The organism is Puia sp. P3, from assembly GCF_050632245.1.
In the GTDB taxonomy this organism is placed as follows: Bacteria; Bacteroidota; Bacteroidia; order Chitinophagales; family Chitinophagaceae; genus Puia.
On the sequence record NZ_CP192583.1, the window covers coordinates 3,600,373 to 3,616,699 of the forward strand.

Genomic DNA, 16,327 nt, shown 5'->3' on the forward strand with positions numbered 1-16,327 from the left:
CCACTACGTGAACCGCAGCCCCCTATCTCTTCGGCACCTCCTCCCCGTATCCCCCCTTCCCATGCCACCACGCCGCGGCCTGCCCCGCCAACCACAAATAATAATCGCTACCCAGGTCCGTATCGATCCCCACAAACCCACCACTCCCATTCACCGGAACCCGGTCAACAGTATTACACTTGAATATCGCCGTCCCCTCATTCACCTCGTCGAACATCGCGATATATAACATCGACGCACCAGCCGCGCGTGCACCGGCCACCTGCTGCCAAAAGAACCGTCCCCGATCGCGCGCTATCGCCCGCGAAGACGGACCATTCATATTCTTCCACGAAAATCCAGGGAAAGCCAGCGGCACATAATCCACCCCCGCCGCCGCACACCACGCAATATCCGAAGAAATCAATCCCTTGAATGCCGGATAGCCGGCAGCGTCATAACGCCCTACCATCCACGGCGCCACGATATCACTCTTCCGGATCAGCCTGTGCAGCGTCGTATCGGGCAAAGCATCACGCCCCAACTCCCGCCAGTACGTCGGCACCCCCACCATCACACTAAATCCCCGCGCATGCACGCCGTCGATGATCTTCTCCGCTTCACCAAAACCATAGCGACGACGGTCGTTGAAACCAATACCCCATACCACCACCAGCGGCCTGCCCCGGTGATGCAGATAGGTCGGGCTCTTCGATCCTCCCAATAGATCATACTGCAAAGAAAGCTCGTCCAGGTCGCTTAGCAACAACTGCTCCTCCCCGGGCTGCATGCCGCTGAGGTCGTACATGATACAAATAGCCCGGTCGTACCGCCGCGCCGCCGCCATCGCGCTCCCAAGCACGGTATTGAAATGCCGCTTCCCGCTGGGATTGCGGATCTCCGCCACGAACCGCTGCATGAATACCCCGTCGATACCATAGTCCTTCATCCATTTGAAATGCAGGTCCACCGTCGACTCGTCATAAGGGCTAACGACCGATGCAACCGAACCATCCTCGTAAGAAAAAGGCGTAGCATAGGTCTTCTTATACTCCCGGACATCCGGCCACAGATCGATCTCACACGAACCCGGTGCAAATACACCCCGCCGCTCGTAGTGATGCCAGCCCCGGCCCGCACTGTCACCAGGCGTATTGAACCAGCCCTGGTAACCCGCCATCACCAATCCGGTATAGCTGGAATAACGAACCTTTGGCGCACGGGGCGCCAAAGGCTGAGCGCCCACCTCTATCAACCAGAGGCAGGCCATGCCCAATATTATTTGCTTCATCATTTCGCTCCCCCCACCGGACCCGGTCCGGTCTTTGTTGGAATTACTTTTTTGATCGTCCCATCACTATTATAGAACAGCTTATCCACGCAGATCGACCGCAGCCAGTCAAAATGCGAGACCGAGCTGTTATGATAAAACGCATACCACTGCCCTTTATATTCCACGATCGACCCGTGATTGGTATAGCTGTCCGTCGGATCCATATAGATGCCCTGGTACTTCCAGGGTCCCAGCGGGCTGCTGCTGGTCGCATACCGCATCCGGTTGTGCTGCCCCGCGGAGTCATGGTTATCGGAATAGGAAAGATAGTAGACCCCGTTACGCTTGTGTACCCAGCTCGCTTCGTGGAAATCCTGAAGCCCGACCATCGGTTGCATAGCCCCGTCGACCTCCATCATATTGTCTTTTAGTTTTCCGCCTTCGCATTTCCCACCCCCTCCATAATACAGATAGGCCTGCCCGTCGTCGTCGACAAACACGCAGGGATCGATCATGGATTTCAGCCCCCCGATAAAACCCTGCACCTTAAAACCGGAGGCCGGCTCCTTACTGGTCGCCACGCCAATCTTCCAGGTGCTGTTCCACTCTTTCCCGCTGCCCGTAGGATGCGGAAAATAAAAATAATAAGTGCCGTTCCTGTACGCGCAGTCCGGAGCCCACATAAATCCACCCTCCGGCCGGCCCCAGCCGACCTCGGCTAGCCTCCAGAACCTGGCCATGATCCTTCCAGTGTACCATATCGTCCGTAGAGTAGACATGATACTTGTCCATCAGGTCACACCCCCGCGGCGGCGCGACGTCGTGCGACGGATAAACATAAAGACGGCCGTCAGCCCAAACATGGGCCGACGGATCCGCGGTATAGATATCGGTAACAAAGGGATTCTGCGCGTCACTCCACAAAGGAACGGACAGGAACAACGCCGCAACAACGAAAACAGATCGTATACGCATCATAATAATTATTTACAAATTCAAAATCCACCCCGGCGAAAAACAGCGGAACCCGGACCCCAGCGGAGCCTGGACCCCAGCGGAACCCGGGCACCAGCGGCGGTCGCACCCCCGCGGGGCGCGACCCCTATTTCCCCGGGGGCATCACCACCTGTACCGCCTCGGATAAATTATACTTCTTATAACTATCATTCACCCTCACCCCAACCCTCGCATAATACGTCCATCCGGCCTGCAGATTATGCACAACCATCCGGTAGGTAGTCGCGGCAATCGTAGCATTCCAGTCGCTGTTGATCGCCACCGAAGCGGCGCTCTGATTATAGAAGGACTGGATATTGGCGCCGCTGCCCACATAGGGCGTGTTGTTCACAAATAGTCTGGCATCGGACAGCTGCGGCAGTCCAACGGTGCGGGGCGCCTGCAACTGAAAGGTCATCACCAGAGAGTCCGCGGACTGGACATGCGTGGTGTTGACGATCTCGAGATAGGGCATGACCTTGAAATCATGCGTCGTATTCCCTTTGATGTCCATGATCGTGCTGTCCGCCAGCGGCCAGAAAGGTCCCTTCGTAGGAATAATGTTATAGTGCCCGCTGAAGATCCTCGTATCCTCGAAAGTTCCGTCAGGCTTGGAAGGGATATCATAAGGAGACGGATTCGCCGTCCAGCTGATCTGTCGCAGCTCTATCTGGAGGCCGCCCGTTTCCGTCAGCATGTTCTTTCCCGTGACGCTGTCGATGATATTCCCCTGGAATGCCGCATCGGGTCCGGGATAGTTATCGGTCTTGGTGCAGCCAAAAGCGCCGCCGCCGTCAAACAGAACCACCCAACGAATATTTGCTTGATCATAAAGATTTTCATTTTAAAGTTTAGTAACCCGGATTATTCGGAAACAAATTGGGATTCTTCGACAACTCCCCGCCCGGCAGCGGCTCATAATACCACAGCTTCTGGAAAGTATAGGTCCGCTTGAAAGTCTCCAGCTGCTTCAAAAAGATATACTTGCTCTCCGACGCCACATAATAAGGCAGCAGCCCATAACAGTTACGCTGGTTCAGCACCTGGTCGGCCGTCCTCCACCGGCGGATATCCCACCAGTACTGGTGTTCGAAGGCCAGCTCCTTGCAGCGTTCGTTGCGTACCGTATCGATGGTCAGCGAAGCCGTAGCCGGGGCAGCCCCCGCCCGGTCGCGGAGCAAATTGACGTCGGCAAGCGCATCCGCCTGCATATCGGCCGTGCCCAGCTCCATCGCCGCCTCCGCTCTGTTCAGCAGCACCTCCGCATACCGCATGTCGATATAGCTCTGTCCGCTCTGATAGAGACCGCAGGCGGACGCCGCCTTGCCATAGTCCACATATTTGCGGACATAAAAACCCGTCCTCGTCAGGTCATCGCCCGAGGTGCTGACCCCCGCCCGACCGATCACGTTCCTGCCGGTGACAACGGCATTGATATCCCCAAGCCACAAATTGGTGCCTGGTCCATTTTGTACGTCATTGGGCGAGGTCAGATCGTTGGCTTTCTCCTGCGCGGCCCCTCCCGAAAAAGTATTATAGATCCCCCGCTGCACGTCGAAGCTTACACCCCGCAGCGTCGCACCCGGAAAATAGACCGTCGCCAGCAACCGCGGCTCCAGCCCCTGCATCAGGTCCGCGCGACTGGTAAACCGCACCGGGGCGCCGGAACCATCCACGATCCGCGAATCCAGCGAACCGAACCGCTCTACGAAGTCCAGCGTCGGATAGGCCCGGGACAGACCGTCCGCCGTCATGATCCGGCAGGTCATCGTCGCGTCCCAGCTATGCGGACCCGCATTGTCGTTATTCCGGTTGGGATCGGAAAGACTGTACTGACGCAGAAAAATGCTCTCGTTATTCGGCTTCAGGAATACATCCACATAGTTCTGCACCTTGTCGGGATAGCCGCCCGTATAGAGACTGAAATGCCCTTCCACCAGCCTGGCGGCATCATAGGCTGCCTGGAAGAATTTAGCGGCATCTCCGGCAGGTATACCCGCAAACCCCTGCTGCCTGGCAGGACCGTCGACAAAGTTCGTAGCACCATATTTGGCGATGGTACCCGCATATAGCATGGCGCGGGACTTATAGGCAGCAGCTGCATATTTATTGGCAATCCCGGGGTCGCGCTTGAACCCGGATCCTTCATCAGCGCAAACGCACTGTCAAAATCCGAAGCGATAAAATTGTACACGTCCTCTTCCTTATTCCTGGGCACCTGCAACGAAGCAATTGGCGTGGCAGGATCGACCACCGTCCTCACGATCGGAACCCCGCCGTAACGCTTGGCCAGCGCGAAATAGGTATAAGCACGGCAGAAATAGGCCTCACCCAGCCACTGATTCACCTGGTCCTGCGTGAAGTTCTTCGCATACAAAGGCAGGGTGCTGATGAACACATTGATGATCCGGATCTTGTCATAAGGCCAGTAACCAAATCCCTGTGCTGCATCGCCCGTTCCCCCAAATGGGCCCACCATCTCGCCGTCGATGGCGTCGGTATGATAAAAACACTGCCAGCGTCCACCGTCGCCCGTCATAAATCCGTGGTTCGGTTCATAGATAAAATCCTCGATCGGAAGCATGGTATAAACATTCGCCATATAGGCCTGTACGGCATTGGCATTGGTGAAGACGTCGGTCTCCGCGATGACACCCAGTGGAGGCGTGTCCAGCTTGTGGCAGGACGCAGAGACAGCGATCACCAGTATAACAAACAGATATTTTACTTTGTCCATGATTTTCATTTTTAGAAACTAACAGATGCACCTGCGCTGAAAGTTCTGTTCAGCGGATACAAATAGCCGGCCTGTGAAATATTAAAGTCCTGAGTGCTTCCTACCGCTCCGGGGTGCTCGGGGTCGGAATACTTAACCCCTGTAAGCGTCGCGAGATTGTAGCTGTTGACATAGACCCGCAAACTCTGGATGCCCAGCTTTGTTCAGCAGTTTGCGCGGCAAAGAATACCCGACCTCGAGGGTCTTCACACGCAAATAAGTGGCGTTTTGCACGGCCTTCGAACCATCGGCGGGCGGCGAGGAAGAAGTAGGATAATTGCCCGCGGTCCACGTCGTGTTGGGGTTGAACATATTGGCATTCGGGTCGGCAGTATGCCAGCGGTCCATGAACTCCACCAGCGCACTCCGGTTGTACATCAGCGGCTGGGCCAGTTGCTCGGCCAACTGTATATGATAGTCCGTCGCGCCCTGCAGCAGCACCGAAATATCGAAATTGTTCCAGCTCGCACTGACGGTTGCGCCGAAGTTCACAATAGGAATATCCCTCGTAGCCAGAGGCACCTGGTCCTTTGCGTCGATAACGCCATCATGGTTGATGTCCTGATAATAATAGTCCCCGGGCACGACAGACTGGTTGCCGCCCCCCGTATTTACGCTGGAATTATATATCTGGTTGTAGCTGCTATACTGCCCGCCATACAAATAACCCCACCAGATATTCGCATAACGCCCGCCGATGGCATTTTTATACTGGTCATACTGGCTGCTGGCTCGGGTTTGTTCGAAGTAAATATTCCTGACCCGGCTGATGCCGATATTACCGCTGATATTGTAGGCAACCTTCCGGTAGACATTGTGGTGCGTCAGCACGACTTCTACGCCGCTCGTCCGGTCGCTGTTGAGGTTCGCCTGGTTGATCGAAAAACCTGCCGTGCCGGGCACCTGCGCGCTCGGTATATAGGGTATGCCCGTGCGGTTACGGACAAAATAGTCAAAACTGCCGCCGATCAGCCCATTGAACATATCGAAGTCTGTGCCGATATTCAGCGTCTTCGACTGCATCCAGGTCAGCTGTAGATTGGGTATGCCCTGCGGGGCGATACCTCCCACATAGCTGCCGTTGATCACAGCGCCCGGACCAGGATAGTTGTAGCCCGCGATCCACTGGTAGTTGTTTGCCCGGTCATCCCCCAAAACGCCATAGCTGGCGCGAATCTTCAGGTTGGTCAGAATGCCGGGAGATACGACCGAAGCCATGAAAGGCTCGTTGCTGATCCGCCAGCCGACCATCCCCGCAGGAAAAAACCCCAGCGCCGGATCGGGCTGAATTTGCTGGAAGCGTCCTCCCGGAAGGAAAACTCTGCCAGGTACCGTCCCTTATAGTCATAGTCGAACCGGCCAACCCAGCTCTTGGTCACGGGATTGATCAGGTTGCCCTTGTCCTGCCCGGCGCTCAGATAGTTGACGTCTCCGGCATTGCCCGCAAACAAATAAGGGATGCCAAGGGAAAAGCTCCGCTGTGCACTGAAATTATCCGTGGTGGTGTAGGACTCCTCGTACAGGGCCAGACCCGTTACATTGTGGACGCCCCCAAGCTGTCGCTTATAGTTCAGAGACAGCTGCATCAGCGTACCGGTATTGGTATAATACTGCCGCTGTATCGTCGACGGGGAATGGGCCAGCGTTGGGTTGTAGGTCTGCGCTCCCCTGTCGTAGGTATACAGCGTATAGGCCTTCTGCGAAACCGTATTGTCGGTGACATTATAACCGAGATTGTACATGGCCTTAGCCGTCAGCCCATCGATACCGGGAACATCGTATTCGAGGTTCATCTGCCCCTGGAAATTGGTATTCTTGAACGTACTCTGCCCGATCAGGTCGGAGTTCGTCATAACTACCGGATTATCATTGTCCGGCTCGAGGCTCGGATATTTCGGATTGTTGTTGGCATAGGGCTGATCCGTCGGCACAAGGTTCTCCGCATATTTGAAGATCACCCATACCGACTGGCTCGGAGCGTTCTTGAGATCCTTGTAGCCGGAGACCAGCGCGGCTCCCCGCAGCCGTTTGGTAAAATTGATATTCACATTGCTGCGGAAATTCCACCGGTTGTAGTTGATGCTGTTGGTCTTGAAAAGACTCCCCTGCGTCAGATATCCAAGATCGAAGAAATAGTTGATCTTGTCGTTGCCTCCGGACATATTCAGATTGTGCTGTGTTTCCGGCGCCAGCGGCTGAGTGATCGCCTTCATCCAGTTGGTGGACGGCAGCTTCCCGCTGGTATAGAGCGCAATCGTACTGTCCGAATAGGTCTGGGGAGCGGTACCGACCACATTATTGTTGAAATTGCGCCTCGCCGCCTCATTCCATAGCTGCATATACTGAACGGCATTCACCGGGTTCGGAACGTCAAGGAATTGCTGCCAGCTCTGGTTGACCGAATAGGTGATGCTGAATTTACCACCCGATCTGCCCCCGCGCTTTGTCGTCACCAGAATGACGCCGTTGGCGGCTTTTACACCATAGATGGCGGCAGAAGCGTCCTTCAGCACGGACACGTTGTCGATCTCCGTAGGGTCCATACGAGCCAGATCACCTGCGCCTCGCGGCACCCCGTCGATAATGATCAGCGGTGGAGTCGGATTGCCGGTCGTTGCGCCCGGAGTCGTCTGGATAGGTATACCAAAACCGCGGATATCGAACTGCGTATTGAACGAGCCGGGCTCGGCGCTCATCTGCTGTATCCGGAGCCCAGGGACCTTGCCCGTCAGCATGTTGACGACATTCTCATTCTTGGTCACGACCAGCTCAGGCGCCTTTACCACCGAAACGGCGCCAAGGACATTCGCTTTTTTCTGCGTACCATAACCAACCACGATGACGTCGTTCAGACTACCGGCGCCGGGTATGGCCTTCAGCGATACACTGATCTCCCTCGCCTGATCACCGATCTTATACTGGAACTCCGCATAACCGATATAGGAGATGACCAGTTCCTCCCCAACCCGTCCCTTTACAGAAAAATGACCCGAGGAGTCAGTAGAGGTGCCCCCTCCCCTTTTTACCTTGACGCTCGCTCCCCCCAGGGGCTCGCCTTTTTCGTTCAGGACCCTCCCGGTCATGGTCACCGTCGAACGCGGCCCCGTCTGCTGCGCCAGTGCGGGAAACTGAAGGGCTAACAATAATAACAGGAGTAGAATAAACAAGCCAGCAGGTGGCTTTAGAGCAGGGGCATAGCAGTAACAGCCCTGTTCGGGAAGTAATTTTCTCTTCATACGGAAGCCGTTTAATTTTGTAACGGCAACCTACTCAGACAGGCCTAATAGCGGGATTAATTATTCGCTAACAAAGCGAATAATTAAACTTTTTCAGTTAAGGTTCTGTTAGGGCTAGTCCTGGGTGACCTTCACCCAGTCGACCCACATCCTGGCTTCGCGCTTCCTGATCTGCTCCAGCGTAGAAGCAGACAGCCCATAATAGGGCTCTTTGATGCCATTCACTTTTGCCGGGTATACACCACCGACAGCAAAATTCAGGATCAGGTATTTATTATTGTCGAAAGCCCATTTCCCTTTCGGAGAGATAAAAGCCCTGGAGATCCCGAATACCCGGCGGCCATCATATTTAAAGGTCAGACTATCCGGAGTCCAGTCCACCGCATAGATATGCCCACTGGGTCACGCCGTTCCCTTTGTCAAAATAAGCCCTGGCCACCGGCCCTTTGTCACCGCTGTACCCCGGGCCGTGTACCGCAGCGCTCGCCCAGTCCTTTTCTCCAACATACTCCATAATGTCTACCTCCCCCGTCGCCGGCCAGGCGCCGTTGCCCAGCATCCACCAGGCAGGCCAGAGTCCCTGTCCGTCCGAAAGCCTGATCCGCGCCTCGGCGGTGCCGTATTTAAAATCGAATTTCCCCTTCGTATTGATCCGCCCCGACACAAAATCGAAATGCTGCCCATCCTTGCTCACATACCCGGGAGCATACAGCGGTCGCAGTACAAGCGCATTGTTTTCCAGATAAATAGTCGCGCTGCTGTCGACATAACCCTGCAGCTCATTATTGACATGCATTCCGGAAACCTCGACATTCCATTTGCCGCGGTCGAGCGATTTCCCTGAAAAGTCGTCAAAAAACACCAGCTTCTTCCTGGCAGGTGGCGCAGCTCGCCATACAGACTAGCAATAGCACGGCTAATCCCGTTGTCTTCGTGTGTATCATATGCATAAAATTACTGGTAAACCCTTACATAATCTATTTCCAGCTGGTCGAGTGCTGAAGGCCGTGTCCACCGCTCCCCCAAAATTCCCTCCCATTGCCAGGTTCAAAATAATAAAAAAGTTCTGATTGAAAGGAAAGGCGCTGCTATTGGGCAGCGTATAATAGACAACATCGTCTACCAGCAGCTGGATGCTGGCCGCAGACCAGATGGCGGCATAACGATGAAAATCCGTACCGGCCGTCGCAACCGTCGTAGTCCCCCGTCCCCATTGGCATTCTTCTGCTGCGGATAGTGCATGGTCCCATAAATGGTATTCTTCTGGCTGCCGTTCTGCTCCATAATATCGATCTCCCCGCAGGCCGGCCAACCAGCCGTGACGAAATTATTGCCCAACATCCAGATCCCGGGCGAGTCCCTTTTCCCACCGGCAGCTTCGCCCGGACCTCTATCTTCCCGTACTGCCAGGAGAAAAGCCCCTTCGTCAGCAGCCGGGCCGAGGTGTATGCGCTTCCGTTGTAGGATTCCTTTTTGGCTATGATCTTCAGCGTTCCGTTCGAGACGATTGCATTGTCCGTCCGCGAAGTGTAGTACTCCAGCTCGTTGTTACCCCAGCCGCCCGACCCCGTACCGATATCATAGCCCCAGCTTCGATGCATCGGGAGAACCGGGTACGTCAAACTCGTCGGCCCAGACCACAGAGGATTTCACGATGACGGTCACCTGCACCGACTGGGAAGCCGTTAGACCCGCCGCGCTTTTGGCGATCACATTGACGGAATAATTGCCGGAAGCGGGATATTTATAGGTGACGACCCCACCAGGCACCGTCTGGAAGACCCCATTTCCGAAATCGAAGTCATAGCTGACGGCATTTGTCGCCGCCGCCGTAAAAATAACATTGCCGCTGCTATCGGCATTGACTTTAGTTTGAACGGTCAACCCGGAAGGCGCCGTATCGGAAGGCCCCTCCGCACTTTTTTTACCACAGGCAGCAGAAATTAGCAACACCGACAGCAGGGCAAATGTCACGATTTTCATATGTAAGAATTATTATTTGGTTTTCAGTATTTGGTACCACGCATTCCCGTCAGCGCCGATATTCCGCAGGGTCATCACTCCACCCGACAGGGAAAGTATCTCATAGGTATTCGCCCCCGTACCGAAATCGACGATTCCATTACCCGGCACGGTGAACTGGATCCCGGTAGAGTTCGATGAATTAGAACCGGTGCTGGCCCCCGCAAAACCCAGATTCTTCGTTCCTCCGGTCGCGATCGCATAACAGTTGTCCGGACCGCCGACGCCATAAGCAGCCGTAGCCGCCGAGATCAGAAATGATTCCCCCTTATTGTCTACGGTCATGGAAATGCTGTTGGCCCCCGTTTTGGTGAATGTGATCTCGTCGTCATAGGCACACGAAGGCTTCTCGTTCGGCTGTGCCTTATACCAGTCCGCCGAAAAAGTGGTGTTTGGCCCCACACCAAAGTGCCCCGCCATCCCGCTCGCACAAACCCAGGTCTGCGAAGATCCGTTGGTGAGCGCCGCCATGACATCGGCAGGTATCTGAAACGTATAGAGCACCCTCACCTGCTTCGTCGCCGTCGTAATTGCACCACCGGTGCCGATCGCGTTGACGGAGATAGTATAGGTATTGGTGTCCAGCGTGGTATACTTGTAGCTGGCAGCTCCACTGCTGGTCACGACCGAGTCTCCCGTCCCGAACAGTATCTTATAGGTCAGCGCGTCCGAAGCTGTCACACTGATCGTGACATTCCCCGACCCGTCTCCGGCCGGATGAGTGGCGTCCACACCCTGAACGACAGCCGTAATAGTCAGATTGGTCGGTGTTTTGATCTTGCCAAAGCCATAGTCCGTCTTCTGACAGGCGACGATACCGGCCCCGGCCAAAAACAAAAGAACCGCCAAATATTTCAAATTCCTTTTCATAATAATCATTTTATAAAAGTGTTACGTCATCAAAATAGAAGACCTTTCCGGAACCACCGGCTCCAAAATCAAAGAAGATTGAGCATTTATCATATTTATAGGCGGCATTCCAGGCCGGCGTACCCGAAGCATTCGAACTGAAATCAAACGTCAGCGTCTCCCACTTGCCCGGCCTTCGTCGTCATCACATCCGTCTCCACGGAATGGGTACCATCTCCATGCTCTTCCAGCTTCAGTTTGATATCCAGACCAGCTGCAGGGGAATAGACCCTGATCGTCATCTTAGGCGCCCCGGTCTGCGGGAGGACAGTCGCAAACCCATTCGCGCCTCCGATCGTCGTTCCGGCCCAGGTCTGCGCGCCATTGGTCTTCACAGTCTTCATCACGTGATTGGTGGCATCCACCGGGTCCGCCGAATAGCTGGACGCATCCCCGCCAAAATCGGAAACCGAATAGTCCACCGTTGCACTCTCGAAGCTAACGGGCAGGTCTATCTGGGACAAGGTGAACACGGAGAGGTTGTCGAAATAAAAGACCTTCCCCGAACCCGCTACCCCAAAATCGAAGAACACCGATACTTTGTCATAACTATAGCCGCTGTTGAAGGCGGGCGTCCCCGGCGAGGTCTGGGTCAGGTCAAAAACAAGCGTCTCCCACTTGTCCCGCCTTAGAGGTCTGCACGTCGGTCTCCACAGAATGTGTGCCGTCGTTGTGATCCTCCACCTTCAGCTTGATATCCAGGCCCGCGGACGGCGAATAGACCATCAGACTCATCCTCGCGGCATTCGCCTTCAGCGGCACCGGCGTCGGGAAACCCGAAGCACCGCCAATAGTCGTTCCCGCCCAGACCTCGGCGCCAGCGGGCTTGATTGTCCTGATCACGTGATTACCGCCACCCACAGGGTCCGTAGTCAGCACGGAAATATTCCCGCCAAAATCCGACATCGTATAGTCGGTATTCGGATCTTCAAAGTTCACCGGCAGACTGATCGGTGTCGAGACATGAATGGTATCCTTCCAGGTCGCCGTCTCCGCCCCGCCGCTCAGAGCCACCACTCTTATCACAAAGGTTCCCGCGCTTGCATACGTATGCGACACCGCAGCCCCGGCAAGTGTCTGTACAAACGGCTCCGGCGAAAAACCCGTCGAATCCCCGAAATATATTTTATAGAACGTCGCGTACTGTGCGGTCGCAGACACACTCACGCTCAGGTTCGTAATACTCACCTTTCCCACCAGATGCTGCGGCGTGATATACGAGACCGTCAGCGGCTGGGTAGACGTCGACACCCCGCCCTTCAGGTCATGGCCGGTGATCTTCACCTGATAGGTCCCTTCCGCATAGACATGCCGCACCGTCTTCCCCGCCGCCAGCGTGGCCGCCTCCTTGGTCGTGTCGCCGAAAACCACCTCATACGAAACTATCCCTTCCCCCACTGGGAGCGATAGTGACCAGCCCCGTATTGTCCTGAGTGATGGTGAACATAGCGCCGGCCTTCGACCCCGAAGCACCCGTCGCAACAAAGGAGACGTCTTTATACTCTTTTCTTACAACCGCCGGTCAGTCCAGCCAGCAAAACAACCGAATAGATATGTTTATAGCGCATGATTGTCGTTTTAAGATTAATACCCCGGATTTTGCGTTAGCCCCGACACCTTGATCTCCTGGTCGGGTATCGGGAACAGCTCGTTCTTGCCCGCTTTGAAACTTGCTCCAAGCACCGAGGCAGCCTGACCCGTCCTTACGAGATCGAAGAACCGCTCGCCTTCCATCGCCAGCTCCAGCCTCCGCTCGTTCAGGATCGCCGTGTACAGAGAAGAACCCGTCGACCCGATATCGTGCAGCTGATCGCCGAATGCGCGGCGCCGCACCTGATTCAGATAGCCCTGAGCCGTAACATCATCGGGATTGGCCTTCTTATTCAACGCCTCGGCAGCCATCAGCAGGACGTCCGAATACCGGATGATCCGCTGATTGTTCAGATAGTTCAGCTCCGGCTGCCCCGAGGTCTGTCCTTTACGGGGCAGATACTTTTGATTGTATAAGCCCGTATTTTTATACGGCGCTACCTGATAGAGCGATATTATACGAAGGATTGGCCGCCTTATAGGCCTCGATATCCAGCACGGTTACGGCCTTGCGCTGGTCGCCCGCAGAATAGGCCGCCGCCAGATTCTGCGTCGGCAGGTTGGTGCTCCACCCCGGCGCATAGGGCATATCGGCACTGCCGCTGAGCCCGCGGATCCCGCACTGCTGCACGGCATAGTTGCCCTGGCCCTGCAGTACGTTCGACCACTCATAATAAGGGGAAGCATTGGAATACTGTATCTCGAAGACCGACTCCGGACCATTCTCGCCGCCCGACAAAAAGATCGATGAGAAATCGCTCACCAGCGAATAAGCACCGGAGTTGACAACGCTCTGCAACACCGTCGCCGCAGAATCGTATTTGTTCTGATACAAAAATACCTTCCCAAGCCAGCGCCTGCGCGGCATATTTTGTGATCCTCCCTTTCTGCACCTGCACCGCCGGCAGCACGGCTATTGCACTGTTCAGGTCGGCCTCCGCCTGCAGATAGACCGCTGACCTCGCCACCCGCTTCAGCGTGCCCGAGTTCGAGATATCCAGCCGCTTGTCCACAAACAACGGTACGTCGCCGAACATTTTTGCCAGCGTGAAATAATAATAGGCGCGAAGAAAATAGACCTCCCCATACATCGCGTCCTTACCGGCAAAGCTCACCTGCTGACCCGCGGGATTCTTGTCCCTGTACTGAAACAGATAGTTGGCGCGATTGACGCCCTCATAGGCATACTGCCAGATCTGCGTCAGGGTCCCGTTGACCGGCGTCAGCGTAAAATCGTCTATCTGCTGCAGATCGAGCACGTCCGAGGCGCTCTCTCCACCCGATACGGCATTATCGGACGCGATATCACCGATCGGCACTACCTGGTCCAGCCACTGCAGCGGCGTATAAACGCTGACTTCCATGGTGCGGTAGTCGCTTTCTGTCTTTAGATAGTCCAGCGCGGTCACCTTATAGGTGTCGTGCGGGTCGTAGGATATATATTTCTTACAGGAGGCAAGCAGCGCCATACCCGCAACCGCCGTTAGTATATACTTATGCATAAAGCAATTCATTTTTTTGATTAGAATTTTACGTCGATGCCCGCCGAATAGATCCTCGACTGCGGATAGGCAGCAAGATCGACGCCGGAGCCCAGAATGCCGCCGGAGATCTCGGGATCGAAACCCTGGTACTTCGTCAGCGTATAGGCATTCTTGACCTGCAGGTACAGCCTTATCCGCTGGATAGCACCGTGCGTGACCGCCGCCGGCAGCGTATACCCCAGCTGCACGTTCTTTATCTTCAGATAAGAACCGTCTTCCACATACCTGTCCGAGACCCTCGCATTGTTATTGGCGTCGGTAAAAGAGTAACGGGGATTCTTCGCATCATTCGTCGACCCGGCGCCCGTCCATCGCGCGAGTATATTCCTGAATTTATTGGTATAGTTGGCATTCCGCTCGTAGGCCCGATAGATATCATTGCCCGCAGAAGCATAGAGGAAGGTTGAAAGGTCAAATCCCTTCCATTCCAGATTCAGGGTCCACCCCATCGTAAACTTCGGAAAAGGATTGCCGATCTTCGTCTCGTCCTTGCTGTCGATGACGCCGTCCTTATTCACGTCCGCATAACGGATATCCCCCGGCTGAGCGTTGGCCTGCGTAGCCGACTTGGTCACGTCGCCCTGCGTCTGGAATAACCCGTCTGTCTTATAGCCATAGAAATATCCCGGCGCCTGACCCGCTTCAAAGACGGTCACCGTCTGCGATTGCCCGTTGAAGTAAGATCCACCGACGATACGGGCCGTATTCCCCTGGTTCGTCGACTTCACAAGATTGGTTGCCTTCGTAAAGGTCAGCGAAGTACTGATGCCAAAATCTTTGCCGATATGGTCGCTATAGCTAAGCGTCGCGTCAAAACCCTTGCTCGTAATGGTCCCGACATTCGCCGGCGGCGGCGGGATCGTCCCCAGATAGAGCGACTGCGTCGGGGTAAACAGCAGATTGGCTACGTCCTTCTTAAAATAGTCCCCCGAAAGACTCAGCTTGCCCCGCAGGATAGAAAGGTCAAACCCCGCATTCAGCTGCTTTTGCGTCTCCCAGCCCAGATTCGGGTTTAGCTGCGAACTCAGCGTCGAACCGGGATAGAATACCCCGTTGAAATTATACCCATTGCTGTTGCCGATCGTACTGTAGGGACCGCCCGTGCTGATGCCGGGGCTCAGCGGCTGCGTATTGTTGTCATTCCCCGTAGTACCATAACTGCCCCTGATCTTTAACAGGTCGACAATATCGCTATGGAAAAAATCTTCTTTCGAAACGACCCAGCCCGCCGACACGGAATAGAACCAGCCCCACTGTTTGTCAGCGCCGAACGAATAGGACCCATCCCTCCTGCCGCTGCCCGACAAAAGATATTTGTCCCTGTAGTCATAGTTCAGCCGGCCAAAAAAGGAAACGTTCTTGCCACCGATGTACTCATAATAATAACCCGAGTTGGCGCTGGTATTGTCCGCGGTATTCACCCCCGTCGCCGCCGAAACGTCCGCAAAGGTCCAGGAATTGAACGGCACGTCCTGCTTGCTCGCACCGATCTGGTTACCCGAGGTCTTGGCAACGGACATACCTCCGACCAGGTCGAAATGGTGGTCCTGCGCGATCGAATGACTATAGTTGGCAAAACTCTCCAGGTGTAGTTGAAATTACTGTTCCGCGTGGAAGACACGCTGTTGTGCTTGCCGGTCACGGTGCTGCCGTCCCCATTCATCGAGTTGTCGACGTTGTTGATACCGTAAAAGATCAGCGGCGTAAAACCCTTCCCATTGTCGTCGTATTTCGTATAGCCAAACCGGCTGGTGAGCTTCAGCCCCTTCACAACGTCATACTGAAACTCGAATTTTCCATACAACTTGTTCCCTGTGTTCTTATTATAGGTATTCTGCAGCTCGGTCAGCGGATTGTGCACTTCCGCGAGCAAAAGATTGCTGAACCCGTATTTCCCTACAGCTCCGGGGACAGTGTTCAGTACCGGCACGGTCGGATCGTAATTCAGCGCCTCCCCGAGGATACTGTTGAACGCATTCTCCTTCACCCCCTTCGAACTCAG

The 16,327-nt window shown here is 54.9% G+C and carries 19 protein-coding genes; all 19 read right to left on the minus strand.

All coding sequences use genetic code 11. From position 1 onward, the window contains the following. Positions 1-22 precede the first annotated feature (22 nt). Complete coding sequence (locus tag ACQ86N_RS21975) at positions 23-1,273, minus strand: glycoside hydrolase family 71/99-like protein (protein ID WP_431216982.1); 1,251 nt, start codon at positions 1,271-1,273, stop codon at positions 23-25. Beyond that, complete coding sequence (locus tag ACQ86N_RS21980; protein WP_431216983.1) at positions 1,270-1,992, minus strand: family 43 glycosylhydrolase; 723 nt, start codon at positions 1,990-1,992, stop codon at positions 1,270-1,272. Before ACQ86N_RS21980 ends, ACQ86N_RS21975 begins: the two co-directional genes overlap by 4 nt. A gap of 362 nt (positions 1,993-2,354) precedes the next feature. Continuing rightward, positions 2,355-3,056 carry a DUF3823 domain-containing protein gene (locus ACQ86N_RS21985; RefSeq protein ID WP_431216984.1) on the minus strand — a complete coding sequence of 234 codons (702 nt, stop codon included), beginning with the start codon at positions 3,054-3,056 and terminating at the stop codon, positions 2,355-2,357. Between the two features lie 43 nt (positions 3,057-3,099). Further along, a complete protein-coding gene (locus ACQ86N_RS21990) occupies positions 3,100-4,185 on the minus strand; it encodes a RagB/SusD family nutrient uptake outer membrane protein (protein ID WP_431217540.1) in 1,086 nt (361 codons plus the stop codon). After that, entirely contained in the window at positions 4,113-4,985 is an 873-nt protein-coding gene (locus ACQ86N_RS21995; protein ID WP_431216985.1) for a RagB/SusD family nutrient uptake outer membrane protein, read from the minus strand. The genes ACQ86N_RS21990 and ACQ86N_RS21995 overlap by 73 nt, the downstream gene beginning before the upstream one ends. Before the next feature lie 132 nt (positions 4,986-5,117). Next, complete coding sequence (locus ACQ86N_RS22000) at positions 5,118-6,242, minus strand: hypothetical protein (protein ID WP_431216986.1); 1,125 nt, start codon at positions 6,240-6,242, stop codon at positions 5,118-5,120. Next, positions 6,212-8,260: a SusC/RagA family TonB-linked outer membrane protein gene (locus ACQ86N_RS22005; protein WP_431216987.1), complete on the minus strand. Its 2,049-nt coding sequence runs from the start codon at positions 8,258-8,260 to the stop codon at positions 6,212-6,214. Before ACQ86N_RS22005 ends, ACQ86N_RS22000 begins: the two co-directional genes overlap by 31 nt. A 114-nt stretch (positions 8,261-8,374) precedes the next feature. Further along, complete coding sequence (locus ACQ86N_RS22010) at positions 8,375-8,641, minus strand: hypothetical protein (protein ID WP_431216988.1); 267 nt, start codon at positions 8,639-8,641, stop codon at positions 8,375-8,377. Then, positions 8,622-9,122, minus strand: a complete 501-nt coding sequence (locus ACQ86N_RS22015; protein ID WP_431216989.1) for a glycoside hydrolase family 16 protein — start codon at positions 9,120-9,122, stop codon at positions 8,622-8,624. The genes ACQ86N_RS22010 and ACQ86N_RS22015 overlap by 20 nt, the downstream gene beginning before the upstream one ends. Before the next feature lie 78 nt (positions 9,123-9,200). Next, a complete protein-coding gene (locus tag ACQ86N_RS22020; RefSeq protein ID WP_431217541.1) occupies positions 9,201-9,413 on the minus strand; it encodes a hypothetical protein in 213 nt (70 codons plus the stop codon). Continuing rightward, positions 9,349-9,861, minus strand: a complete 513-nt coding sequence (locus ACQ86N_RS22025) for a glycoside hydrolase family 16 protein (RefSeq protein ID WP_431218094.1) — start codon at positions 9,859-9,861, stop codon at positions 9,349-9,351. Before ACQ86N_RS22025 ends, ACQ86N_RS22020 begins: the two co-directional genes overlap by 65 nt. Continuing rightward, positions 9,839-10,243: a PKD domain-containing protein gene (locus ACQ86N_RS22030; protein WP_431216990.1), complete on the minus strand. Its 405-nt coding sequence runs from the start codon at positions 10,241-10,243 to the stop codon at positions 9,839-9,841. Before ACQ86N_RS22030 ends, ACQ86N_RS22025 begins: the two co-directional genes overlap by 23 nt. Before the next feature lie 12 nt (positions 10,244-10,255). Continuing rightward, positions 10,256-11,152: a hypothetical protein gene (locus tag ACQ86N_RS22035; protein WP_431216991.1), complete on the minus strand. Its 897-nt coding sequence runs from the start codon at positions 11,150-11,152 to the stop codon at positions 10,256-10,258. Between the two features lie 143 nt (positions 11,153-11,295). Then, the gene (locus ACQ86N_RS22040) at positions 11,296-11,724 is read right to left on the minus strand and encodes a hypothetical protein (RefSeq protein ID WP_431216992.1); all 429 of its coding nucleotides are present in this window, start codon (positions 11,722-11,724) and stop codon (positions 11,296-11,298) included. Positions 11,725-11,788: 64 nt separating this feature from the next. Beyond that, entirely contained in the window at positions 11,789-12,589 is an 801-nt protein-coding gene (locus ACQ86N_RS22045) for a hypothetical protein (protein WP_431216993.1), read from the minus strand. Positions 12,590-12,775: 186 nt separating this feature from the next. After that, positions 12,776-13,273, minus strand: a complete 498-nt coding sequence (locus tag ACQ86N_RS22050; RefSeq protein WP_431217542.1) for a RagB/SusD family nutrient uptake outer membrane protein — start codon at positions 13,271-13,273, stop codon at positions 12,776-12,778. Continuing rightward, positions 13,209-13,520 carry a hypothetical protein gene (locus ACQ86N_RS22055; protein WP_431216994.1) on the minus strand — a complete coding sequence of 104 codons (312 nt, stop codon included), beginning with the start codon at positions 13,518-13,520 and terminating at the stop codon, positions 13,209-13,211. Before ACQ86N_RS22055 ends, ACQ86N_RS22050 begins: the two co-directional genes overlap by 65 nt. Continuing rightward, positions 13,450-14,283, minus strand: coding sequence for a RagB/SusD family nutrient uptake outer membrane protein (locus tag ACQ86N_RS22060; protein WP_431216995.1), 834 nt, complete (start codon positions 14,281-14,283; stop codon positions 13,450-13,452). Before ACQ86N_RS22060 ends, ACQ86N_RS22055 begins: the two co-directional genes overlap by 71 nt. 20 nt (positions 14,284-14,303) lie before the next feature. After that, positions 14,304-15,911 (minus strand): SusC/RagA family TonB-linked outer membrane protein, encoded by a 1,608-nt coding sequence (locus ACQ86N_RS22065; RefSeq protein WP_431217543.1) that lies wholly within the window; start codon positions 15,909-15,911, stop codon positions 14,304-14,306. Positions 15,912-16,327: the final 416 nt, after the last annotated feature.